The sequence below is a fragment of the Burkholderia sp. ABCPW 111 genome (assembly GCF_000773065.1).
Taxonomy (GTDB): Bacteria; Pseudomonadota; Gammaproteobacteria; order Burkholderiales; family Burkholderiaceae; genus Burkholderia; species Burkholderia savannae.
Genome location: NZ_JPWT01000121.1, coordinates 112,306 through 135,826 on the forward strand (window position 1 = coordinate 112,306; position 23,521 = coordinate 135,826).

Below are 23,521 nucleotides of genomic sequence, written 5' to 3' on the forward strand. Positions count from 1 at the left end.
GCGCGCGGGTATATGCTGTAGCACGTGGCGCCGCATTGTTTCATTCTTATTGGTACCCCAGACGAGACCGCTCGCCAGACCTCATGAATCGAGAAGAAGCCCTCCACATTTTCCAACACTCCGAAGAGATCGTCTCCGCCGACGAAGTCAACGCGTCGATCGGCAGGATGGCCGCGGAGATCCGCGGCCAGATCGGCGAGGAGTTTCCGCTCGTGCTGTCGGTGATGGGCGGTGCGGCGGTGTTCACCGGCATGCTGCTGCCGCACCTCGATTTCCCGCTCGAGTTCGACTACATCCACCTGACCCGCTACCGCAACACGACAAAGGGCAGCCCCGAGATGCATTGGCGTGTCGCGCCGCGCGAATCGGTGAAGGACCGCATCGTGCTCGTGCTCGACGACATCCTCGACGAAGGCGAAACGATGGCCGCGATCCGCGACCGCATCCTCGAGATGGGCGCGACGCGCTTCCTCTCCGCGGTGCTGTGCGAGAAGACGCTCACGAAGGCGAAGCCGCTGCATCCGGACTACTGCGGGTTCGCGGTGCCGGACCGCTACGTGTTCGGCTGCGGGATGGACGCGAAGGGCTACTGGCGCAACCTGCCGACGATCCGCGCGCTGACGGCGGACGTCTGACGCACGCGCGGCGGCGTCGAGCGCCGCCCCATCGGAAACAAAAAAGCGGCTCGCGCATCGTGCGCGAGCCGCTTTTCTTTATTAGGCGATCGATGGCGGCGCAAAGCGTCGGCCGATCGTCACGCCGGTTCGTCACAACTGGTGAACGAAGGTGCGGATGCCCGCCATCATCATCTCGACCGAAATCGCGACCAGCACGAGCCCCATCAGCCGCTCGAACGCAACCACCGTGCGCTCGCCGAGCCACTGCTGAATCCGCTCGGCGAGCACGAGCGTAACCGCGCAGACGAGCATCGTCACTGTCAGCGCGCCCGCCCATTCGAGCATCTTGCCCGGCGCCTGCGACGTGAGCAGCATCACCGTCGCGAGTGCCGACGGCCCGGCGAGCGCCGGAATCGCGAGCGGCACGATGAACGGCTCGCCGCCCGTGCGCGGATCGTTGCCGAGCGCGCCGTCCGGATGCGGGAAGATCATCCTGAGCGCGATCAGGAACAGCACGATCCCGCCGCCGATCCGCAGCGACAGGTCGGTCAGGCTCATCATCCGCAGGAAGCGGTCGCCGACGACCATGAAGAACAGCAGGATCACGAACGCGATCGCCACTTCGCGCAGGATGACCTTCACGCGCCGCTCGCGCGGCACGTCCCGCAGCGCGGCGATGACGAGCGGGATGTTGCCGAGCGGATCGGTGATGAGGACGAGAAGCACCGTCGCCGACAGGAAATTCGACTCCAACGCGCCTCCCTCTTCTCTTCGCTTCGTCGACGATCAGCGGCCAAGCGCCGCGCGGACCTTCTCGACGACCGTCGCCGCGGCCGAATCGGCGGGCAGCAGCGTCGCTTCGGCGTCGCGGCGGCCCTGGTACTCGATCTTGCCGTCCTTCAGGCCGCGCTCGCCGATCACGAGGCGGTGCGGCACACCGATCAGCTCCCAGTCGGCGAACATCACGCCCGGGCGCTCGCCGCGATCGTCGAGGATCACGTCGACGCCCGCCGCGGCCAGATCCGCGTAGAGCTTGTCGGCCGCTTCGCGCACCGCGTCGCTGCGATCATAGCCCATCGGGCAGAGCACGATCTCGAACGGCGCGATCGCCTCCGGCCAGATGATCCCCTTGTCGTCGAAATTCTGCTCGATCGCCGCGCCGAGAATCCGCGTGACGCCGATCCCGTAGCAGCCCATCACCATCGGCTGCGCCTTGCCCGATTCGTCGATGAACGTCGCGCCCATCGCATCCGAATACTTCGTGCCGAGCTGGAACACGTGGCCGACTTCGATGCCGCGGCAGATGTCGAGCGCGCCCTTGCCGTCCGGCGACGGATCGCCCGCCTTCACGTTGCGGATGTCGGCGATCACGGGCTCCGGCAGGTCGCGGCCCCAGTTCACGCCGGCGATGTGGTAATCGACCTCGTTCGCGCCGACGACGAAGTCGCTCATGTTCGCGACCGTGCGATCGGCGACCACGCGCACCGGCTTCTTCGTGCCGATCGGGCCGAGATAGCCGGGCGGCGTGCCGAACCACTCGACGATCTCCGCCTCGGTCGCGAAGCGATGGCCGGCCAAGCCCGGCAGCTTCGCCGCCTTGATCTCGTTCAGATCGTGGTCGCCGCGCAGCATCAGCAACCAGATCGTCGGCTCGGCACCGTCGTTGTCGGTCGCGAGCACGATCGACTTGATCGTGCGCTCGAGCGGAATGCCCATCAGCTCGGCGACCGCCTCGCACTTCGCCTTGCCGGGCGTCGCGACCTTCTGCATCGCCTCGGCGGGCGCCGCACGGCTAGCGAGCAGCGGCAGCGCCTCGGCCGCCTCGACGTTCGCCGCGAAGTCGGACGTCGGGCAGTAGGCGATCGCGTCCTCGCCGGTATCGGCGATCACGTGGAATTCGTGCGAGCCGCTGCCGCCGATCGAGCCGTTGTCGGCTGCGACCGGGCGGAACTCGAGGCCGATCCGCGTGAAGATCCGCACGTACGCGTCGTACATCTTCTTGTACGATTCCTTGAGGCCTTCGTGGTCCTTGTCGAACGAGTACGCATCCTTCATGATGAATTCGCGCCCGCGCATCACGCCGAAGCGCGGACGGATCTCGTCGCGGAACTTCGCCTGGATCTGGTAGAAGTTCACCGGCATCTGCCGGTAGCTCTTGATCTGGTTGCGCGCGATGTCGGTGATCACCTCTTCGTGCGTCGGCCCGATCACGAATTCGTTCTGCTTGCGATCCTTGAAGCGCAGCAGCTCCGGGCCATACTGCTCCCAGCGCCCCGACTCCTGCCACAGCTCGGCCGGCTGCACGGCGGGCATCAGCAGTTCGATCGCGCCCGCACGGTTCATCTCCTCGCGCACGATCGCCTCGACCTTGCGAATCGAGCGCAGGCCGACCGGCAGATAGTTGTAGATGCCACCGGCGACGCGGCGGATCATGCCTGCGCGCACCATCAGCTTGTGACTGACGATCTCGGCGTCGGCGGGTGCTTCCTTCAGGGTGCCGATAAAGAAACGGGAGGCTTTCATGCGAACGGTTCCATTAGCAGCGGCCAACGCGGGCCGCCCGAAAAAAGTCTAAGGGTGAATAAACGACTGCGCCTGACAGTGTGCGGCGCAGCTGACATAGCAGACAAATCGGGGACAGTGTAGTTGACGCGCCCCGCCCGGATTCGCTCCGTTCCGGTGCGCAACGCCCGTTATCTGTTTATAATCAAAGCAATTTTAAAGGATTCGAAGGTGGTTGTATGCTGGATCGTGAAGGCTTTCGCCCGAACGTCGGCATCATCCTCTTGAACGCGCGCAACGAAGTGTTTTGGGGCAAGCGGCTCCGCGAGCATTCCTGGCAGTTTCCGCAAGGGGGCATCAAGTACGGCGAGACCCCGATGCAGGCGATGTACCGGGAACTGCACGAGGAAACCGGGCTGCTGCCGGAACACGTCAAGATCATCGGCCGCACTCGCGACTGGTTGCGTTATGAGGTGCCAGACAAGTTCATCAAGCGCGAAGTGCGCGGTCATTATCGCGGCCAGAAGCAGATCTGGTTCCTGCTGCGAATGGTCGGGCGCGATTGCGACATCTGCCTGCGCGCGACGGATCATCCGGAGTTCGATGCGTGGCGCTGGAACGAATACTGGGTGCCACTCGACGCGGTGATCGAGTTCAAGCGGGATGTATATCAGTTGGCGTTGACCGAACTGTCGCGTTTCCTGCGCCGCCCGGCGCAGCGCCCCGACAAGTCGCGCGGTCCGCGCGCGACGCGCTATCCGCGCGTCGCGAACGGGCACGCGGCCGCGGAAACACCGGCAGCGATCGACGCGTCGGCAGTCTGTTCGGAAATCGAGCCGGGCGCGAGCACGCTCGACGAAAATCCTCCCCGCCTGATCTTGCGCGACTGACGCGCGGGCTCGTCCGGCGGGAATGAAAAACGCATGACCGGGCGCGGCATTGAAGGATGCCGCGCTTTTTTTACGAGGTATGCATATTGAAAGCGATTGCCCTTGCCGCCGCGTCGATTGCCGCGGCCGCCGCGCTGGCCGGCTGCGCCCACTCGAACACCCCGTCCAACAAGGACGACAGTGCGTTCACCTACTTGCTCGACCGTCAGCCGCAATGGGCTGAAAACAAGGTCGAGAAGCTGCCGCCGCTGCCGCAGACGAGCGATCTGCTGCCGTTCAACGTGTCGCAGAACACGCCGCTCAAGTTCCTCGTCGATTCGAAGTCGCTCGACGTCGGCACCGACGGCGTCGTCCGCTATGTCGTCGTCGTGACAAGCCCTGCCGGCGCGCGCAACGTCAACTACGAAGGCATTCGCTGCGATACGTATGAATGGCGCCAGTATGCGGGCCTGAACGCGGACCACGACGGCTGGGACCGCACGGTCGAAACCGATTGGCAGCGCATCGAGAACGGCGAGCTGAATGCGTACCATGCGGCGCTTTATCAGGACTTCTTCTGCGCGAACAAGATGCCGGCGGGCAAGCGCCAATCGATCGTCGAGAACATTCGCTACAACCGGACGACGCTCAATCAGATCCGTTGATCCTGTGATCCGCTAATTGGGTGCTGCCGGACACGCGACCGCCTGCTGGCGCCCCGGCAGGCGGGACGCGCGAATGCGCCGAAGATCGGCCGCGAAGCAGCGCCGCGACAGCGCGACAAACGCAAAAAAAGCCCGCACGTGCGGGCTTTTTCGTTTTGTTCGCTTTGTTCGTTCGGCTTCGCTCGACGCGCGGCGTCGTCAGACGACGACGAGGTTGTCCCGATGAATCAGCTCGGGCTCGAGCATGTAGCCGAGCACCGCTTCGATCTCGCCGCTCGGCTTGCGCTGGATCAGCTTCGTCTCGGCGCTGCTGTAATTCGTGATCCCGCGCGCAACTTCGCGCCCCGCATCGTCGACGCACGCGATCACTTCGCCGCGCGCGAACACGCCCTGCACCGCGACGACGCCGATCGGCAGCAGGCTCTTGCCGCCCGCCGTCAGCTTGTCGACGGCGCCCGCATCGATGACGACGTGGCCGCGCATCTGCAGGTGATCGGCCATCCATTGCTTGCGCGCCGCCATCCGCGCGGTGCGTGCGATCAGTTGCGTGCCGATCGCTTCGCCCGACGCGAGCCGCACGAGCACATCGCGCTCGCGGCCGCTCGCGATCACCGTGTTCGCTCCGCTATGCGCGGCGCGCTTCGCCGCGAGGATTTTCGTCAGCATGCCGCCACGGCCGATGCTCGAGCCCGCGCCGCCCGCCATCGCCTCCAGCTCGTGCGCGCCGGCGCTCGCCTCGGCGACGAGCGTCGCGCTCGGGTCCTTGCGCGGATCGGCGGTGAAGAGGCCCTGCTGGTCGGTCAGGATGATGAGCGCGTCGCCTTCGATCAGGTTCGCAACGAGCGCACCGAGCGTGTCGTTGTCGCCGAACTTGATCTCGTCGGTGACGACGGTGTCGTTCTCGTTGATGATCGGCACGACGCCGAGCCGCAGCAGCGTGAGGAGCGTCGAACGCGCGTTCAGATAGCGCTCGCGATCGGCAAGATCCGCGTGCGTGAGGAGAATCTGCGCTGTACGGATACCGTGCTCGGCAAAGCGGCTCTCGTACACCTGCGCGAGCCCCATCTGCCCGACGGCCGCGGCCGCCTGCAGTTCGTCGATTTCACGCGGCCGCTTGTTCCAGCCGAGGCGCTGCATCCCTTCCGCGATCGCACCTGAGCTCACGAGCACCACCTCCTTGCCCGCGCCGCGCAACGCGGCGATCTGGGCGGCCCATCGGCCGATGGCGTCGTGGTCGAGCCCGCGACCGTCGTTGGTGACGAGGCTCGAGCCGACCTTCACTACCAGGCGCTTCGAATCGGCGATGATCGAACGCATCGTGCGCTGTCTCCTGTGAATCCTGTGAATGATGCGCGATTGAATCTCTCACGCACCGAGCGAACCGCTCGGCGCGTTGCGGCGGCGAATATGCTTAGGGCGCGTCGGCTTCACGCTCGCGCGGCTCGCCCGCCGCGGGCGGTACGTCGCGAAAGCGCACGTCCGACGCCAGATCCTCGGCGAGCTCGGCGCGATGCGCATCCGAATGTTCGGCAAGATAGTCATAGATCGCGTAGACGAGGGCTTCGCAGCCTTGGCCGGTCAGCGCGGAGATCTCGAATACGGGGCCCGTCCAGCCGAAGCGCTCGACGAAATCGGCGACGCGCGCGCCGCGCTCGTCCTCCTGCACCATGTCGAGCTTGTTCAGGACGAGCCAGCGCGGTTTCTCGTACAGCGATTCGTCGTACTTGCGCAACTCGCCGACGATCGCCTTCGCCTCCGCAACGGGATCGACGTTTTCGTCGAACGGCGCGAGATCGACGAGATGCAACAGGAGACCCGTGCGCTGCAGATGCCGCAGGAACTGGTGACCGAGGCCCGCGCCCTCCGCCGCGCCTTCGATCAGGCCCGGAATGTCGGCAATCACGAAGCTCTTGCCCGGCCCGACGCGCACGACGCCGAGATTCGGCGCGAGCGTCGTGAACGGATAGTCGGCGATCTTCGGCTTTGCGTTCGACACCGACGAAATGAACGTCGACTTGCCGGCGTTGGGCATCCCGAGGAGGCCCACGTCCGCAAGCACCTTCAGCTCGAGCTTCAGCATGCGCCGCTCGCCCGGCTTGCCGTCCGTCTTCTGGCGCGGCGCGCGGTTCGTGCTCGACTTGAAATGCAGATTGCCGAGGCCGCCCGCGCCGCCCTTCGCAACGAGCACCTTCTGATCGTGCTCGGTCAGATCGGCGATCAGCTCGCCCGTATCCATGTCGTTGATCACGGTGCCGACGGGCATGCGCAGCGTGATGTCGTCGCCGCCCTTGCCGTAGCAATCCGAGCCGCGACCGTTCTCGCCGTTGCGCGCCAGGTGCTTCTTCGCGTACCGATAGTCGATCAGCGTATTGATGTTGCGATCCGCGATCACGTAGACACTGCCGCCGCGGCCGCCGTCGCCGCCGTCCGGCCCGCCGAACGGGACGAATTTCTCGCGGCGCATCGACGCGCTGCCATCGCCCCCGTCTCCGGCGATGACTTCGATTCGCGCTTCGTCAATGAACTTCATCCGTCACTCCGTTCAGTATGTGCTGCCATTCCCGCTATTGTGCCGCGCGGCGCAGCGCTTGACCAATCGGCCGAACGGCCGACGCGCGCGCCGGGTGCCCGCGCGCAAGACGCGCGCAAAATAAAAAAGGCCCCGCTGCTACCGCGGGGCCTTTTCTTGGCTACGAAGCCCGTCGCGCCTGAACTCAGGCAGCGGCCGGAACGACGACGACCGTATGCTTCTTGTCGGCGCCCTTCGTCGTGAACTTCACGTGGCCGTCGACCAGCGCGAAGAGCGTGTGGTCCTTGCCCATGCCGACGTTTTCGCCTGCGTGCATGCGCGTGCCGCGTTGACGCACGATGATGCCGCCCGCGTTGATCGCCTGGCCGCCATACACCTTGACGCCGAGACGCTTCGACTCGGAGTCGCGGCCGTTCCGGGACGAGCCGCCTGCTTTTTTGTGTGCCATCTGATTGCTCCTTTACCGAGGGAGGCGCTTACGCGTTGATCGCGTCGATGCGCAGCTCGGTGTAGTTCTGGCGGTGGCCGCCGTGCTTTTGGTAGTGCTTCCGGCGACGCATCTTGAAGATGGTGACCTTGGCATGACGACCGTGAGATACGACGGTAGCCTTGACGGAAGCCCCACTGACCAGCGGCGTACCGAACTTAATCGATTCGCCTTCGCCCACTGCGAGAACCTGGTCGAGCGTGATTTCTGCGTCAATGTCTGCCGGTATCTGTTCTACTTTCAGTTTTTCGCCAACGGCAACCTTGTACTGCTTGCCGCCGGTTTTTATGACCGCGTACATTGAGAACCTCACTCTGGATCCATTTTTCCGCACACCGTGCGCGGAAAACGCGTGATTATACATAGAGTTAGCGCTTCGGTCAAAGCCCATCCACGTCTTGCGCGCCTGATCGTGGCGCGGACATCGGCCGGACGGCCGAAAAACGCGCGATGAAGTCGCACGACGGCTCGGCTCAACGGCGATTCGCCTTATAATCCGCGGCACTACCCATTTCCATGATCATGTCGTCGACTGCCACCCCCTCCCTCAGCGCCGCCCACCTGCTCGCCCCGATCGCAAGCGATATGGAGCAGGTGAATCGCGTCATCCGGCAAAGCCTCGCGTCCGACGTGCTGCTGATCAACCAGATCGCCGAGTACATCATCGGCGCGGGCGGCAAGCGGCTGCGGCCGGCGCTTCTTCTTCTCGTCGCCGGCGCGCTCGGCGAAAACACGAGCCAGAAGCACGTGCTCGCGGCCGTCGTCGAATTCATCCACACGGCGACGCTGCTGCACGACGACGTCGTCGACGAATCCGAGCTGCGGCGCGGCCGCAAGACCGCGAACGCACTGTTCGGCAATGCGGCGAGCGTGCTCGTGGGCGACTACCTGTACTCGCGCTCGTTCGAGATGATGGTGGGCGTGGGCAAGATGCGCGTGATGGAGATCCTGTCGGAGGCGACGACGATCATCTCCGAAGGCGAAGTGCTGCAACTGCTGAACATGCACGACGCCGACGTCGACGAAACCCGCTACATGCAGGTGATCCGCTACAAGACGGCGAAGCTGTTCGAGGCCGCCGCGCGGCTCGGCGCGGTGCTCGCGGGCGCCGACGCGCCGACGGAAGCCGCCGCCGCCGAATACGGCCGCCGCATCGGCACCGCGTTCCAGATCATGGACGACTGGCTCGACTACGCGGGCACTGCCGAGTCGATGGGCAAGAACGCCGGCGACGACCTGCGCGAAGGCAAGCCGACGCTGCCGCTCATCTATCTGATCGAGCGCGGCACGCCCGAGCAGTCGGCGCTCGCGCGCGAGGCGATCGAGCAGGGCGGCACCGACCGCTTCGACACGATCTTCGACGCAATCACGCGGTCGGGCGCGCTCGACCATACGCTCGAATGCGCTCGCCAGGAGGCCCACGCAGCAGCCGCAGCGATTTCTTCATTTCCCTCTTCCATTTTCAAAGAGAGCCTGCTAGAATTATGCTCTTACTCGACGTCACGTCAGTCTTGATCTAGACCGAAGCGACGAAGCAGTACGAATCGAGTCCAAATCGGGGTGTAGCTTAGCCTGGTAGAGCGCTACGTTCGGGACGTAGAGGCCGGAGGTTCGAATCCTCTCACCCCGACCAGATTTAGGGCCTTGATTTATAATGGAATCCCCATAGATCAAGGCCCGTCACTTCCCACATGTCACACGTGAGTGCTACACAAGCCAAGGAGCAAGGCATGTGTACACATCTGTTCAAGCGCGGTAGTCGTTACTACATCCGCCGCCGTATTCCCACCGATCTGGTGGGGCACTACAAGCGCAATGAGATTCAGCAGGCCCTAGGCACGAGCGACCCGGCAGAAGCCCGCGTCCGTTGCCGCCGCATCGGCGCGCAGCTTGACGAGGAATTCGCCCGCGTCCGCGCCGAGTCGGCAGATACTCCGCCGCCGCAGCGCATGACCGCCGCCGAGGTCGAGGCGTGGGAACGGTGGCAACAGCATAACGATGAAGCGGCGGCGCACTTCGCCTATAACGCGGAATGCGAGGCCGAAGAATTCGAGATGCTAAAGCGGGCTATCCGTGCCGTGCTGTCCGAGACAGGGGCGTTACCATATGCCGCTACCAGCGCCGCCCATGCTGGCGGGCCTGCTCCTGCTGCCGACGCTCCGCAAGGCGGGATGCCATTATCGCGACTCACTGAGAAATGGGCCGACGAGCGCAAGCCGGATGTACGCACGGTCAAGATAATGGAGCGCGTTACAGGCCGCTTCGAGGCGCTTGTCGGTAAGGTGCCGGTCCATCGCATCACACGCCGCCATGTCGTGAAGTTCAAGGACGAATTGCTGGCGTCGGGCCAATCCCCGGTCAACACGGACAAGCAGCTAGTCAACTTCGGGACACTGCTCAATTACGCAGTGAGCAACCTGCTGCTCGATCACAACCCCGCCAAGGGGGTGCGCGTTGGGGAACGCAAGAACGCCAAGGCTGCACGGCTCCCATTCGACCTAAAGGCCCTTCACGCAATCTTCGGCAGTCCCGTGTACTCAAGAGGGGCTCGGCCCGATGGCGGGGCGGGGGAGGCCGCTTACTGGCTCCCGCTGCTCGCCCTGTTCACAGGTGCGCGTCTTGAGGAACTGGCGCAGCTACGTCCAGAGGATGTGTATCGGGAAACATACCGGGACGAGCACGACGCAGAGGCCGAATGCTGGGTACTCCGCATCACGAACGAGGGCGAATCACAGGGCGTCAAAAACGCTGGGAGTGTACGTCGATTCCCGGTACACCCGGAGATACTGGCGCGGGGCTTTATCGAGTTCATACAGGTACAGCGGGGCAAAACCCGCGTATTCCCGCTACAGCCCGACGCCTTCGGCGCGGAGGCCGGGAATTGGGGGAAGTGGTTCGGGAAGTACCTGCGGCGCGTCTGCAAGGTCACGGACAAGCGGATGGTGTTCCACTCGTTCCGCCACCTGTTCAAGGATTTGTGCCGCGAGGCCGGGATAACGGACGAGGTGTCAGACGCGCTGTCCGGCCATAGCAGCAGCAAGGTTTCCAGACGGTACGGAGGTCTGACGTACCCGCTGCGCCCGCTTGTGGACGCTGTGCGGCGCTACCGGGTGCCCGGTCTAGTACTGCCCGCGCATCCGCGTATGACCGACGCGCCACTGGCGCATCACACGATGCAGCCCGAGCGCTTGGCAGACAGGTAACCTTGCGACACAATGCACGACGGGCAGGGAACGTTCCCTGCCCCTTTCGGACCCGCCCCACCGCGCCGCGCTAGTACAAGAGCGAGCATCCATTGACATCGGGAACAAGGATTCCCGTGGGCTTACTCCCGTCATTGTGGAGACCCCATCCGTGTCTACAATCATTGAGCGCGCCGGTCGCGCTGGCAAGATCACCTACCAAGCTAAGATTCGCAAGGTAGGCTACCCACTTATGTCCCGGACCTTTCGAACCCGCGCCGAGGCCGTCGAATGGGCCAAGTCAGTCGAAGACGAAATCGACCGGCGCGAACGACGGCGCAACGCCGACGAGTCGATCCGGCGACTTTTCCTCGACGTGCCGCCTGATAAGCTGACGCTAGGAGACTTGCTCTGCCAATATCGGGACCGAATCACTCCGCATAAACGAAGTGCAGAGGCGGAGCGTTGGCGCATCGGCGGGCTGCTCAAGCACCCCTTGTCGTACTGCTCAGTTAGCAATCTCTCGACCGTGCAGGTAGCGGAGTGGCGCGACGACCGTCTGAAAGAAGTATCAGGCTCGACGGTCAACCGGGACATGAATCTCTTGGGCCACGTCATCGAAATAGCGCGCAGTGAATGGGGTGTCAAACTCGATGACAACCCCTTTCAACGCACACGCCGCCCGAAGCACAATCCGCCGCGTGAGCGACGGCTATCCAAGGGCGAGGAGGCGCGGCTACTGAACGCATGCCCTGTCGAGAATCCGTACCTGCGGCCCGCTATTACCCTCGCCGTTGAGACCGGCATGCGCCTCGGTGAGATAACCGGGCTGGAATGGTCTCGAATCAACTTGACAGGCCGAGCGATCCATCTAACTAAGACAAAGACCGGCGTATCGCGAGGCGTTGCGCTGTCGATGCGGGCTGTCGAAACTCTGGCGCGCATCCGCGAACAGCAGGCGCGGGAGGGAAGCGGCGATCAGCGCGAAATTCAGCCTCGGGTATTTCCCGGCGTCACCCCCGAAGCATTGAAGCGTTCATTCATCCGCGCAGTCGCTCGGGCCAAGATTGTCGATCTGCACTTCCACGATCTGCGGCACGAAGCAGTCAGCCGCATGTTCGAAAAGGGGTTGCCTGCGATGGAGGTCGCAACGGTATCCGGGCACCAAACGCTACAGCTTCTCAGACGGTACACCCACCTGCAACTTGGCGACCTTGCCCGCAAGCTGGACAAACCTCGGCCCGACGACGGAGCGATGGTATGACTGACAGACCGGACTGGCTCCGCCGCGCTACCGAGCGCGCAGTGCAAAAGCGCGATTTCACAAAGACAGCTACCGGGCCATACGATGACGACTTACCGTTTGATGTATGGCTAGGAGAGCCGCAACGGCTGCCGGGCGACGCATGGCCTTCACGACGCCCGGACAACCAGCAGGAGTAACGGAGGCTCACGCGAGCGCGTGACGGCCCGTGGCGGCATCCAGCACCGCGCCGAGCGCAGTCCGCTCGCGCTCGTGCGCAGCGTCGATTTCAGAATAGGGGACGCTCAGTTCCTGAAACACTCGGACGAGCCGAGGAATCCAGTAGGTGCGGTCCCTCGTCGGTGTCGTGCAAACCAGCCGCAGCGTGCGCTCAGTGCCGAGCGCGTGTTCAAGTTCGAGCACATCGCCCGAGACATATCGGAACCCGCGCTCGACCAGCGCAGCAATCACATACAGCGCGCCGTTATCGGGCTTGCCGTCAAAGCGAGACAGGGGAATGGTGAGGGAGACTTGCTGCGAGGGCTGATGCGACATGGTGCGGTCCTTACGTGAGTGGTGGACCCGCGCCCATCGCCAAATGGGTGAGCGGGCACGTAGCGGGGTTGGCGAACCGGTCACGTAAGCACCCGGCAGACCTCACGGTCTCCCCACCACGGCCCGCCCGTTGAAACGGCGCGCAATGGCGTAGCGCAATGCCGATCCTGTCGGCTGCGCGCTCACATGATACAGGTCGCCAAACCCGGTCGCGGTTGTTTGCGCGACGAATGAAGTTTACGATTTGCTGTATACGCCCGTCAACCTCTTGCCGTGCGAATCCCTGCACGGACAGCCAGCGAGCCAATGAAAGACCCTATCAACGATGTTTACGACGAAGCCCGCCTAGCCAATGCAGGTATCACCCTGCTCAGCATCGCGGCGATTCTATGGACAGCCTCCGCATGGTCCTTCCTGCCCTTCGGCGGCTACTGTGTGTCCGTCGTCGTGGTATGGGCGGTGCGATGGGTCATCGTTCTCAATGTCCGCCGCCATTACATGCTGCGGTCGTTACTGGCGTACCACGAAGCGATGCAGGACGACGCCGAGGGCCAACCTGCACAGACGGCAAAGAGCAAATAGATACCGCGCTCGCATACGCACTGTCCATCGGCGCGGCAGCATCACGGGCACGTAGCCCGCGACACTGCCCGCCTGCTCAATGCAACTGGTAGTCCGCGATCTTGCTGCTCGATCCGGTCGAGAAGAACCCATTGGTCCCGCCGCCGAGGCCGGTACTGAACCCGTAGGTGTTCGCGCCGACGCCGTAGTTCGACGGTGCCTCGTACGAGAAGGTGTTCGGGCCGAATAGCGTTGCTCCTGACGAGTAGCCCTGCGTGTTGCCGATGCCGCCCGTCGAGCCGGTGCCCACGTCCGACTTCGGGCCTGTATTCGACGCGAGGTTCAGCGAACCCATCGCGCCGTTCGCCGCACCGAGCCATGCCTGCGACATAACGCTGTTCGCGAACTGCCCTGCGCGCAGCGGAGACTGCACGAGCGGCGCGACGTTGATGTTGTAGTCGATGGCCGCGAAGGTCTGTCCCTCGTCCAGCGACATTATCTTGTTCGACACGAGGCCCGCACGCTGTTGCAGCATGTCGTACGTCTGGTACTGCGTGTTCTGATCGGTCGTCGTCTGCGCACGCGCAGCAGTCAACGCCATCGTGTTCTGAAGCATCCGCGCCGTCGAGCCGCCCACGCCCGCCGCAGCAGCCGCAGCGCGGACCGCGCCAAGCTGCTCGGCAGAGCGAAGCTGCGACTCCAAGCTGCCGCGAGTCGCCTGATCCTGAAGCCGCAGGATGTTCGTCGTGATCGCGTCCTCGGCCTTGCCGCCCGCTTCCAGCTTCGACTGGTTGCTGATGCTGCGAGTGAGGTTCGACAACGACGCCTGCGCGACGGCGAAGCCGTTGTTGGCGGCGCGCACCGCGTTGGCTGCGTCGGCGTTCGCTTGGTTGATCGTGTTCTGCGAATACGTGTTCGCGTTGTCGATGATCCCTTGCGCGTCGTCCGCAGCCTTCTGCGCGTACGCAGACAGCCACGTATTCATGAAGCCAGCGATGCCGCCAGCCAGTGCTGCCCAACCATTAGCACCCATGGTTGAACCCCCGCGAACGGAAGCCACGAACACGATAAGACATCATAAAATGCACTCCTTAGTAATTTTCAGGATGTTGAAGAGTTCGGTGCAGCCAGCGCAAGCTGGTCGGCAAGGTCAGCGGCCAGCCGTAGGGCCTCGGGCAACGTCTGCGGGACGGCGAACTGCGGTGCCGCCGCCTGCTTCTCCAACTCCTGCCAGCGGTCAACCAGTCGGGCTGTGAATTCGGGGGGAAAGCTGCGCCACAATCACGTAACTGTCGCGCTGGTTGACATGGTAGATAGTGGTCGGCTTGCCGCCTCCGGGCAGCGGTTCCTGCGTCGCAGTAACCGACACCAGCCCGCGCTTCGCAAGGCGGTCGATGGTGACTCTCACGTTGTCATGCCGGGATTCGACCAGTTCCGCAATCTCCCGGCTGGTCATGGTGAGCGGCTTCGCCGCGACTGCCCCGCTCATAGCGCCGCCGGGTTGATGTCCCACACGCGGACTACGCGGGCAGAAGGAAGCCCGCTTATTTTTTAGGCAACGAAGGGTAATTATTAAATGGGGACACCTCGATAGCCCGCATGGCTGGACGCCCAAAATTTAGGCAATCTCTCGGAAACCCTTGTCGCGCCGTGATCGCCTTATAAGCTCCCGTAGTTGCTACGGCGTCATGCGATGGTCTCCGAGATTCTCCCGACTCAGTACGGGACGCATTGCGCGTCGTCAATTGCATCGAGATTCAGCCGGATGTACCGGGGCTGTCGCCTAAGTTCCGCGACATGCACGACAACGCTGGCTGTAGGTCGCGCTCGCCGTGCTCGCGCCGCACCTGTCTCTAGCTTCGCCAATACCGCCTTACACGCCCCGGATTGCAGCCTCTTGGGAAGATTCGGCAACCCCGTCCGTCTGACTTCAGCCATGCGGTCGTGGAAAGCGATTTCACTCTCGCTCAGTTCCTCATTCGGAACGCACCTGTACCGCTCACGGGCGATAAATGATTCACCCCGGATAGGGGCATACGCCAGACCGTCGCCATAGCTCCGGCAAACCTCGCCAAGCGACAATCCCTCGAACCTCGCCCGTGCTCGAATAGTGCGGTCTCGGTCCAAGTTGTATCCACTCGGCTCCCGCGCATTGCTCGCAATCGCTCGCTGCCCTGGTCGCCGTCTAACGCCTTTCGTCATACCCCTCCTTGATTTGTGATTTCGGACTACTCTCGGGCCGCGCCTGCGCGCTCTCTCGCCCGCAATCGCGGGCCGTCGCCAGAAACTTCGCCTACAGGCCAATCGCGCCGGATTCGAGTGCTGCATCCTCATCGAATTGCTTCTTGCGGCCCGCACGCTGGCGCGTGGCCCATGTCGGCAGACTTCCGGTAGTCGCCTCGACGGCACGGCGGTACGCCGCCGCTCCGTTGCTGCTCTGCCGCGCAAGATATTCCGCCTCGGCTATGTTGTGCTCCAGCGGGTGTACTGTGTACTTCATACAGCCTCCGATTAATGGTCTTGTCACCTACGCGACCGAAATAGCCATGTGTTTCTTCGCCCCACTTCCTGACAGCCAGACGAATAGGGCTGAAATAGGTATGTGTGTTAAGTCGCCTAGTCAACCGAAATTGAAAAGGGCCAGTCTGGTTGCTGCTCGGCTGGTTACTGCTCGGCGCGCTCTTTCGATACCGCCGCAATCGTCGCACGCGAGCACTCTAGGTTGGTTTGAATCCACTGCCACGGCATGCCCTTGTCGAGCGCCTGACGGATCGCTGCGCGCTTTACGGTATCCACGGCACGGCCCCTGTACGCCCCTGCGGCTTTGGCCTTAGCGATCCCCTCAGCCTGACGGCGGCGGCGGTCTACGTAGTCTTTCCGGGCGATTGCCGCCAGCATGTCGAGCAACATGCCGTTGATCGCGTCCAGCATACGCCCTGTGAACTCATCCGCCGTAGCCGACGATAGCGCGCCATGAGAGGTTGGCAGGTCGAGCGCAACAACGCGCACACCCCGCGCAGCAATGTCCGTGCGTAGTTTCTGCCAGTCCGCCTCATTCAGCCGGGACAGCCGGTCCACTTGTTCCAGCAACAGCACGTCCCCCGGTTCGCAGTCATCCAATAGCCGGAACAGTTCAGGGCGTTGCAGGCTGGCCCCGCTCTCGTTCTCCCAATACCACGCCGCCACCTTGACGCTGCGATCCTTAGCGAACGCCTGTAGTGCGCCCTTGGCCCGCTTCGCGTCCTGCTCGTCTGTAGACGCCCGCATGTAGGCCCGAATGTGCATGTTGCCGCTCCGGTACAGTTGGAATGGTTAAACAGTACCGGTACCGATAGGGTTAGTCAAGAGCAATTTACAGTACTGGATTCAGGCGGTCGCTTAAGGTATGCCCTAATGGTACTGGTACACCGCACCCGCCGTTGACCCCGCCTCCACCGGAAAGACCGCCAATCGCAACAGCAGGATTGCGGCCCCGGCTTACTATAGCCTCGCTAACGGCCTTCTTCTGACAGTCCTGCGCGGGACTACGGCGGCGGTCCCGGTACGCCACGGCGGCGGAAAATGCCCGCGTGCGCCGCGTCCTGCCAATTCGCGACGCGTTCGCCAAAGGGCCATATGGGGCATAGGGAGGGCGCACGGCGGCGCGCTGAGCCTGCGAAAAATTGCAGCAAATTTTGGTCCGTCCTGCTACACTACATCGTCAAACCTGTAGCACGAAACCGTGACTAAGTGATTGATTTTTAATGGGTAAACGAGGTTCGAATCCTCTCACCCCGACCAGATTTGCAAAAAACCGCGCACACGATGCGCGGTTTTTTTTTGCGCGACGGCGAGCGTCGCGCTGCGGCACCTACGGCGCGGCGCCGTACACGATCCGATCGCGCCCCTCTGCTATAGTCTTTTCCATTCCTGTCATTCACCGACTCTCCGACGCGTGGACCAAATTCCCTTATGGGCGCAAATCAGCGCCGTCTTCCTGCTTCTTCTCTGCTCCAGCTTCTTCTCCATTTCTGAAACCGCGATGATGGCGCTCAATCGCCATCGGCTCAAACATCTCGCGAGCCGCGGCGCGCTCGGCGCGAAAACGACGCAGGGGCTCCTCGCGCGAACCGATCAGTTGCTGAGCGTGATCCTGATCGGCAACAACCTGTTCAACACGATCATCCCGGTGCTGACGACGTCGATCGCGCTGCACACGTTCGGCCACAACAACTTCGTGCTGTCGATTGCGACCGGCATCGTCGCGTTCCTCATCATCGTGTTCGCGGAGATCACGCCGAAGATCGTCGGCGCAACGTTCCCCGAACGGATCGCGCTGCCGGCGAGCGTCGTGATCGCGCCGCTGATGCGCGTGATGATGCCTGTCGTGTGGTTCGTCAACACGCTGTCGGGATCGATCCTCGCCACGCTGCGGATCAACACGAAAGCGGGCCGCGACCAGCGGCTGTCGACCGAGGAGCTGCGCTCGCTCGTGCTCGAGTCGGGCAGCTTCATGCCGACCAAGCACCGCAGCATCCTGCTCAATCTGTTCGATCTCGAGAACATCACTGTCGACGACGTGATGATTCCGCGCCGCCAGATCGAGGCGCTCAACATCCTCGCGCCGCTCGACGACGTGCTGCATCAGCTCGAAACCTGCTATCACAACCGGCTCGTCGTCTACGAAGGCGACATCGACCGCGTGCTCGGCGTGCTGCACGTGCGCAAGACGCTCGCCGCGTTCCACAATCAGGATTTCGATCGCGAAACGCTGCGCGGGCTGCTCGCGGAACCGTACTACGTGCCGTCGGGCACGCCCGTGTTCCAGCAGTTGCAATTCTTCCAGGAGAGCCGGCAGCGTACGGCGCTCGTCGTCAACGAATACGGCGAGCTGCAGGGGCTCGTCACGCCGGAGGACATCATCGAGGAGCTGATCGGCGAATTCACGACGACGATGCCGCGAAGCGAAAACTCGAAGAGCGGCTGGGACGCGAACGGCGAATGCATCGTCGCGGGCAGCATGCCGCTGCGCGAGCTGAACCGCTGGCTGCATCTGAGCCTGCCGACCACGGGCCCCAAGACGCTCAATGGCCTGATCCTCGAAATGCTCGAGGAAATTCCCGAAGGCGACGTGTGTCTGAAGATCGACGACGTGATGATCGAAGTGCTGCGCACCGACGACCAGGGCGTGCGCACGGTCAAGCTGTTCAAGCCGCGCACGCAGCGCGGCGGGCGCGCGTCGAACGCCTGACGGCGCGCCGCGGTTGGCCGATCGGCCGACTGGCGGCCGCCCTGCCCGACGCGCGATGATCGCTCCATCGTGTCGAGCAGGCGGCCGCGAGGCCGAATCCGATGTCCGCAACGCCCCCCAACCCTTCCTTTTCTTCCGCGTGGCCCGCAGCGGCGCTCCCACCCGCGGCGTCCGCCCCGCCTCGGGCTCGCACCGCCGAGCTCGCCGACGACGCGCCCGCGGTAGGTGTCGTCGCCGACATGCTGCGCGCGGCGCACGAACGCGATGCGTCCGACATTCACGTCGAGCCGGGCGAATCCGGCTGGCGCGTGCGCCTGCGCATCGACGGCGTGCTGCACGAGTTCGCGCGCCCGCCCGCCCATCTGCGCGACGCATGCGTGACGCGCATCAAGGTGCTCGCGCGAATGGACATCGCCGAGCGCCGCGTGCCGCAGGACGGCCGCCTGCGGCTCACGCTCGCGCCGGGGCGAGCGGGCGACTACCGGGTCAGCTCGCTGCCGACGCTGCATGGCGAAAAGCTCGTGCTGCGGCGCCTCGAAACGCTGCCCGACAATCTGTCGCTCGCCAAGCTCGGCTTCGACGCCGCTCAGGCACGCAACGTCGAGGCGGCGATCGGCGCGCCGCACGGCCTCGTCCTCGTCACGGGACCGACGGGTAGCGGCAAGACGCTGTCGCTCTACTGCTTCCTGCAAATGCTGAACGACGTGTCGCGCAACGTCTGCACGGTCGAAGATCCGGCCGAAATCGAGCTCGACGGAATCAATCAGGTCGGCGTGCGCGAGAAAGCGGGCTTGACCTTCGCGGTCGCGCTGCGTGCGTTCCTGCGCCAGGACCCGGACGTCATCATGGTTGGCGAGATACGCGATGCGGAAACCGCCGACGTCGCGCTGAAAGCCGCGCAGACGGGGCATCTCGTGTTGTCCACGCTGCATACGAACGACGCGCCCGCGGCGGTGGCCCGACTGCTCGACATCGGCGTCGCGCCGTACAACCTCGCCGCCGCGCTGCGGCTCGTGACCGCGCAGCGGCTTGTGCGGCGACTCTGTCCTGCGTGCCGTACGCCGTCCGGCGCGCCGCTCGACGCTCTGCGTGCGGCGGGCCTCGACGCCGCTACGCTCCACGCCGGCTGGCGTCCCTATGAGGCGGCGGGCTGCGCCGCGTGCCATGGCATCGGTTATCGGGGGCGCATCGGCGTTCATCAAGTCATGCCGCTGTCCGACGCGCAACGCGACCTGATCGTCGCGCGCGCGAGCAGCGCCGAGCTCGCGCGGCAAGCGCGCACCGAAGGCATGACGAGTCTGCGCGACGCGGCGCTCGCCCGCGTGCGCGACGGCACGTCGAGCCTGGACGAGGCGCTCGGCACGACGGAGGCGGCATGAGCACGCGCAATCCGCCCCCACCGATCGAGGCGCGATATCGCTGGGCGGGCGTGACGACCGACGGCGCGCGGCGGCGCGGCACACTGATCGCCGTCAGTCCGTTCGCTGCCCGTGCGGCGCTCAAAGGCACGGGCGTCACGGTGCTGCATCTCGAAGCGCGCGGCACGGCGCCGCAGCCCGCCGTGCGGGCGAGCGAAGTCACGCGTTTCGCGCGGCAGCTCGCCGACCTCCTGCGCGCGGGGCTCGCACTCGCGCCGTCGCTCGACTTGCTCGCGCAAGCGATGCAGCGAAGCGAAATGCCACGCATCGCGGCTGGCCTTGCGCGCGAGATCGTTGCGGGACGACAGTTCTCCGCCGCGCTGCGCCGCTACCCGCGCCAGTTCGATCCCCTCTTCTGCCAACTGGTCGCGGTCGGCGAGACGGCGGGGGCGCTCGCGGCCGTCCTTGCACGACTCGCCGACGATCGCGAGCGCGCGGCCGCGCAATATGCGCGAGTCCGGGGCGCGCTCGCTTATCCCGTCGCCGTGCTGCTGTTCGCGCTTGCGATCACCGCAGCGCTGCTGATCTGGGTCGTGCCGACGTTCGAGCAGATCTTCTCGGGCTTCGGCGCCGCACTGCCGGCGCCGACCCGCTTCATTCTGGCGCTGTCGGCTGGCGTGACACGCTGGAGCGCGCCCGTCGCCGCGTTCGCACTGCTCGCCGGCCTCGCCTTGCGCCACGCAGCTCGCCGTTCCGCGGCCGCGCGCCTTGCACTCGCGCAGGCGCTGCTGCGCGCGCCGTTCGCCGGACCGCTCATGCGCACGCTCGCCGCAGCCCGGTGGAGCCGCGCGCTCGGCACGCTGCTCGCCGCCGGCACGCCCCTCACCGACGCTTTCGCCGCGTTGTCGAACGCAACCGGCAATGCACGCTTCGATCTCGCGACAGCCGGCATCGCCGCGCGCTTGCAGCACGGCGAACGGCTCGCCCGCGCAATGCGCGCCGAAAGGTGCTTCCCGGACGACATCGTCCAGCCGATCGCCGTCGCCGAGGAATCGGGCACGCTGGATACGATGCTCATCGACGTCGCGGCGCTCTGCGATCGCCGCATCGACGAACAGATCGGCGTGCTTGCGAACATGTGCGAACCCGTCGTGATCGTCGTGCTCGGCGCGCTGATCGGCGCACTCGTGGTCGCGATGTACTTGCCGATCGTCCAGCTCGGCAACGTGGTGTAGCATCGCAGCCGAATCCGACTCCATTTGCAATGCCAACCGCCCCGATGACGCCCAATCCGTTCCTTCCCGATCCGGCCGCGCACGCGGCCGCCGGGCCGCTCGCCGCGTTCGCGGCGCTCCCCACGGGCATGCAGCTTGCGTTCGCGATCGTGCTCGGCCTCGTCGTCGGCAGCTTCATCAACGTCGTCGTTCATCGGCTGCCGATCATGATGAAGCGCGCGTGGCTCGCGGAGATCGCCGAAGCGACGGGCGAGCCGCACGCCGACGACGGCCTGCCGGCGCGCTACAACCTCTGGGCGCCGCGCAGCGCATGCCCGCACTGCGGCCACGTGCTGCGCGCATGGGAAAACGTGCCGGTCCTGAGCTACATCGCATTGCGCGGCCGCTGCGGCCGCTGCCATGCGCCGATCGGCGCGCGCTATCCGCTCATCGAGCTCGCGAGCGGCGCGCTCGCCGCCGGTTCGCTCTTGCTCTTCGGCCCGAGCGTCGCTGCGCTCGCCGCGTTCGGCCTGTGCGCGGCGCTTCTCGCAATGAGCGCGATCGACATGCAGACCGGCTTTCTGCCCGATTCGCTGACGCTGCCGCTGCTGTGGGCCGGGCTTTGCGTCAATCTGTGGGAGACGTTCGCGAGCCTGCGCACCGCGGTGATCGGCGCGATCGCCGGCTATCTGTTTCTCTGGTGCATCCTGTGGCTCTTCAAGTTGCTGCGCGGCATTGAAGGGATCGGTTACGGCGACCTGAAACTCCTCGCCGCGCTCGGCGCATGGCTCGGCTGGGAAGCGCTGCCCCAAATCGTGCTGATCGCCGCGGTCGCGGGCGCCGCCGTCGGCCTCGTCGCGACCTGGCGCGGCCGCATGCGCTTCGAGGAACCGCTGCCGTTCGGTCCATTCCTCGCGGCGGGCGGTGCGGCGACCCTCTTTTTCGGCACGCCGTTCTATCTGCTGCTCGGAGGCTGACCTATGTTCTCGGTGGGATTGACGGGCGGAATCGGCAGCGGGAAGACAACCGTCGCGAATCTGTTCGGCGAGCTCGGCGCATCGATCGTCGACACCGATCTGATCGCGCACCGCATCACCGCGCCGCGCGGCCTCGCGATGCCGCTCATCGCCCGCGAGTTCGGCGCCGCGTTCGTCGCGGCCGACGGCTCGCTCGATCGCACGAAGATGCGCGAGCTGATCTTCAGCGACGAATCCGCGCGCAAGCGGCTCGAGGCGATCACTCATCCGCTGATCCGCGAAGAAACCGAGCGCGAAGCGAGCGCCGCGCAAGGCGCGTACGTCGTTTTCGTCGTGCCGCTGCTCGTCGAATCGGGCGCGTGGAAGGCACGCGTCGACCGCGTGCTCGTCGTCGATTGCAACGTCGAGACGCAAATCGCGCGCGTGATCCGCCGCAACGGCTTCAGCCGCGAGCAGGTGGAGGCGATCGTCGCGCGCCAGGCGCCGCGCGACGCACGTCTCGCCGCCGCCGACGACGTGATCGTCAACGACGGCGCGTCGCACGACGAGCTCGCAGCCGAGGTCGCCGCACTGCACCAACGCTATCTCGCACACGCGGCCAGCGCGCAGAAGTGACGAACTTGCGGTGCATATGTTGCGTCCGCTGCATGAAATCGCCGCGTGCGCCATACGCCCCGAAAAATGGCGCGATTGCGAGGGTAGACAGTGGGCATTAGAATGTCCCTGCAATTTTGGTCACCCACCGCGAGAGGCGAGCGCGCTTGATTCTTTACGAGTATCCGTTCAACGAGCGAATCCGCACGCTGTTGCGTCTCGAAGATTTGTTCGAACGCTTCACGTTCTTCGTGGCTCAAGAGGACGCGAGAGAGCATCATGTCGCGCTGACGACGCTGTTCGAAATCTCCGAAGTCGCGGGCCGCGCAGATCTGAAATCGGATCTGATGAAGGAGCTCGAACGCCAGCGGCAGACGCTCGCGCCGTTTCGCGGCAATCCAGGCATCGAGCAGAACGCGCTGGAAGCCGTGCTCGGCGAAATCGAGCAGACGCTTGCGAACCTCGCGCAGATGCAGGGCAAGACCGGCCAGCATCTGATCGACAACGAATGGCTCGCCAGCATCCGCAGCCGCGCGGTCATCCCCGGCGGCACCTGCAAGTTCGATCTCCCTTCGTACTACGCGTGGCAGCAGTGGCCCGCCGAGCAGCGCCGCCAGGACATCGCCAAGTGGGCGATGCCGCTCCTGCCGCTGCGCGACGCCGCGATGATCGTGCTGCGCCTCGCGCGCGAATCCGGGCAGGCGTCGAAGGTGATGGCGATGCAGGGCAGCTATCAGCAGATGCTGTCCGGACGCACCTACCAGCTGATGCAGGTGCGCGTCTCTCCCGAGCTGCGCGTGATTCCCGAGGCGAGCGCGAACAAATACATGCTATGGGTGCGCTTCACCGCGCAGGACGGCGATGTCCGGCCGCGCGCGGTCGACATCGACGTGCCGTTCCAGCTCACGCTCTGCAACCTGTAACTGCGGCCTCGCGC

24 protein-coding genes and 1 tRNA gene are annotated in these 23,521 nt (G+C 64.6%); 14 read left to right on the plus strand and 11 right to left on the minus strand.

From position 1 onward, the window contains the following. The first annotated feature begins 83 nt into the window (after positions 1–83). Positions 84–635: a hypoxanthine-guanine phosphoribosyltransferase gene (locus tag X946_RS27160; RefSeq protein ID WP_038754398.1), complete on the plus strand. Its 552-nt coding sequence runs from the start codon at positions 84–86 to the stop codon at positions 633–635. A gap of 132 nt (positions 636–767) precedes the next feature. Here the strand turns inward: X946_RS27160 and X946_RS27165 are convergent, their stop codons facing one another. After that, positions 768–1,370 carry a MarC family protein gene (locus tag X946_RS27165; protein ID WP_038754400.1) on the minus strand — a complete coding sequence of 201 codons (603 nt, stop codon included), beginning with the start codon at positions 1,368–1,370 and terminating at the stop codon, positions 768–770. Positions 1,371–1,403: 33 nt separating this feature from the next. Further along, positions 1,404–3,140, minus strand: a complete 1,737-nt coding sequence (locus X946_RS27170) for a proline--tRNA ligase (RefSeq protein ID WP_038754403.1) — start codon at positions 3,138–3,140, stop codon at positions 1,404–1,406. Positions 3,141–3,358: 218 nt separating this feature from the next. Here X946_RS27170 and X946_RS27175 point away from each other — a divergent pair, with 218 nt between their 5' ends. Continuing rightward, the gene (locus tag X946_RS27175) at positions 3,359–4,009 is read left to right on the plus strand and encodes an RNA pyrophosphohydrolase (protein ID WP_038754405.1); all 651 of its coding nucleotides are present in this window, start codon (positions 3,359–3,361) and stop codon (positions 4,007–4,009) included. An 86-nt stretch (positions 4,010–4,095) separates the two neighbouring features. Further along, entirely contained in the window at positions 4,096–4,653 is a 558-nt protein-coding gene (locus X946_RS27180; RefSeq protein WP_059670746.1) for a CNP1-like family protein, read from the plus strand. A gap of 198 nt (positions 4,654–4,851) precedes the next feature. Here the strand turns inward: X946_RS27180 and proB are convergent, their stop codons facing one another. The 4 genes from proB to rplU form a co-directional block, all read right to left on the minus strand. Beyond that, positions 4,852–5,970, minus strand: coding sequence for a glutamate 5-kinase (gene proB, locus X946_RS27185; protein ID WP_038754411.1), 1,119 nt, complete (start codon positions 5,968–5,970; stop codon positions 4,852–4,854). A gap of 94 nt (positions 5,971–6,064) precedes the next feature. Continuing rightward, a complete protein-coding gene (gene cgtA, locus X946_RS27190; RefSeq protein WP_038754415.1) occupies positions 6,065–7,183 on the minus strand; it encodes an Obg family GTPase CgtA in 1,119 nt (372 codons plus the stop codon). 184 nt (positions 7,184–7,367) lie between these two features. After that, complete coding sequence (gene rpmA, locus X946_RS27195) at positions 7,368–7,631, minus strand: 50S ribosomal protein L27 (protein ID WP_006025185.1); 264 nt, start codon at positions 7,629–7,631, stop codon at positions 7,368–7,370. A 28-nt stretch (positions 7,632–7,659) separates the two neighbouring features. Beyond that, complete coding sequence (rplU, locus tag X946_RS27200; protein ID WP_006025184.1) at positions 7,660–7,971, minus strand: 50S ribosomal protein L21; 312 nt, start codon at positions 7,969–7,971, stop codon at positions 7,660–7,662. A 221-nt stretch (positions 7,972–8,192) separates the two neighbouring features. On the opposite strand from rplU, the gene X946_RS27205 reads away from it, so the two are divergent. From X946_RS27205 to X946_RS27220, 4 genes are all read left to right on the plus strand, one after another. Then, entirely contained in the window at positions 8,193–9,185 is a 993-nt protein-coding gene (locus tag X946_RS27205) for a polyprenyl synthetase family protein (RefSeq protein WP_038754544.1), read from the plus strand. Positions 9,186–9,226: 41 nt separating this feature from the next. Beyond that, a tRNA-Pro gene (locus X946_RS27210) sits at positions 9,227–9,303 on the plus strand. Between the two features lie 97 nt (positions 9,304–9,400). Further along, on the plus strand, positions 9,401–10,873 hold the full coding sequence (locus tag X946_RS27215; RefSeq protein ID WP_152611850.1) for a site-specific integrase: 1,473 nt from the start codon (positions 9,401–9,403) through the stop codon (positions 10,871–10,873). Positions 10,874–11,024: 151 nt separating this feature from the next. Continuing rightward, positions 11,025–12,116, plus strand: coding sequence for an integrase (locus X946_RS27220; RefSeq protein ID WP_081990078.1), 1,092 nt, complete (start codon positions 11,025–11,027; stop codon positions 12,114–12,116). A 186-nt stretch (positions 12,117–12,302) separates the two neighbouring features. On the opposite strand, the gene X946_RS27225 is transcribed toward X946_RS27220, so the two are convergent. After that, complete coding sequence (locus X946_RS27225) at positions 12,303–12,650, minus strand: hypothetical protein (protein WP_038754418.1); 348 nt, start codon at positions 12,648–12,650, stop codon at positions 12,303–12,305. Positions 12,651–12,956: 306 nt separating this feature from the next. Here X946_RS27225 and X946_RS27230 point away from each other — a divergent pair, with 306 nt between their 5' ends. Then, positions 12,957–13,232, plus strand: a complete 276-nt coding sequence (locus X946_RS27230; RefSeq protein ID WP_038754421.1) for a hypothetical protein — start codon at positions 12,957–12,959, stop codon at positions 13,230–13,232. Between the two features lie 76 nt (positions 13,233–13,308). On the opposite strand, the gene X946_RS29645 is transcribed toward X946_RS27230, so the two are convergent. The 4 genes from X946_RS29645 to X946_RS27250 form a co-directional block, all read right to left on the minus strand. Next, entirely contained in the window at positions 13,309–14,244 is a 936-nt protein-coding gene (locus X946_RS29645; protein ID WP_442854598.1) for a virion core protein, T7 gp14 family, read from the minus strand. Positions 14,245–14,448: 204 nt separating this feature from the next. Then, a complete protein-coding gene (locus tag X946_RS36455; RefSeq protein WP_052145203.1) occupies positions 14,449–14,700 on the minus strand; it encodes a Rha family transcriptional regulator in 252 nt (83 codons plus the stop codon). An 804-nt stretch (positions 14,701–15,504) separates the two neighbouring features. After that, positions 15,505–15,711, minus strand: coding sequence for a hypothetical protein (locus X946_RS27245; protein WP_038754424.1), 207 nt, complete (start codon positions 15,709–15,711; stop codon positions 15,505–15,507). A 164-nt stretch (positions 15,712–15,875) separates the two neighbouring features. After that, positions 15,876–16,496: a recombinase family protein gene (locus X946_RS27250; protein ID WP_038754427.1), complete on the minus strand. Its 621-nt coding sequence runs from the start codon at positions 16,494–16,496 to the stop codon at positions 15,876–15,878. Positions 16,497–17,232: 736 nt separating this feature from the next. Here X946_RS27250 and X946_RS27255 point away from each other — a divergent pair. The 6 genes from X946_RS27255 (at position 17,233) to zapD (ending at position 23,507) form a co-directional block, all read left to right on the plus strand. After that, a complete protein-coding gene (locus X946_RS27255) occupies positions 17,233–18,441 on the plus strand; it encodes an HlyC/CorC family transporter (RefSeq protein WP_231752040.1) in 1,209 nt (402 codons plus the stop codon). A gap of 101 nt (positions 18,442–18,542) precedes the next feature. Continuing rightward, complete coding sequence (locus X946_RS27260) at positions 18,543–19,820, plus strand: GspE/PulE family protein (RefSeq protein ID WP_038754432.1); 1,278 nt, start codon at positions 18,543–18,545, stop codon at positions 19,818–19,820. Then, positions 19,817–21,034 (plus strand): type II secretion system F family protein, encoded by a 1,218-nt coding sequence (locus X946_RS27265; protein ID WP_038754435.1) that lies wholly within the window; start codon positions 19,817–19,819, stop codon positions 21,032–21,034. The genes X946_RS27260 and X946_RS27265 overlap by 4 nt, the downstream gene beginning before the upstream one ends. Before the next feature lie 44 nt (positions 21,035–21,078). Then, positions 21,079–21,990: a prepilin peptidase gene (locus X946_RS27270; RefSeq protein WP_038754438.1), complete on the plus strand. Its 912-nt coding sequence runs from the start codon at positions 21,079–21,081 to the stop codon at positions 21,988–21,990. 3 nt (positions 21,991–21,993) lie between these two features. Then, entirely contained in the window at positions 21,994–22,605 is a 612-nt protein-coding gene (gene coaE, locus X946_RS27275) for a dephospho-CoA kinase (RefSeq protein ID WP_038754441.1), read from the plus strand. 146 nt (positions 22,606–22,751) lie between these two features. Further along, entirely contained in the window at positions 22,752–23,507 is a 756-nt protein-coding gene (gene zapD / locus X946_RS27280; protein WP_038754444.1) for a cell division protein ZapD, read from the plus strand. Positions 23,508–23,521 lie beyond the last annotated feature (14 nt).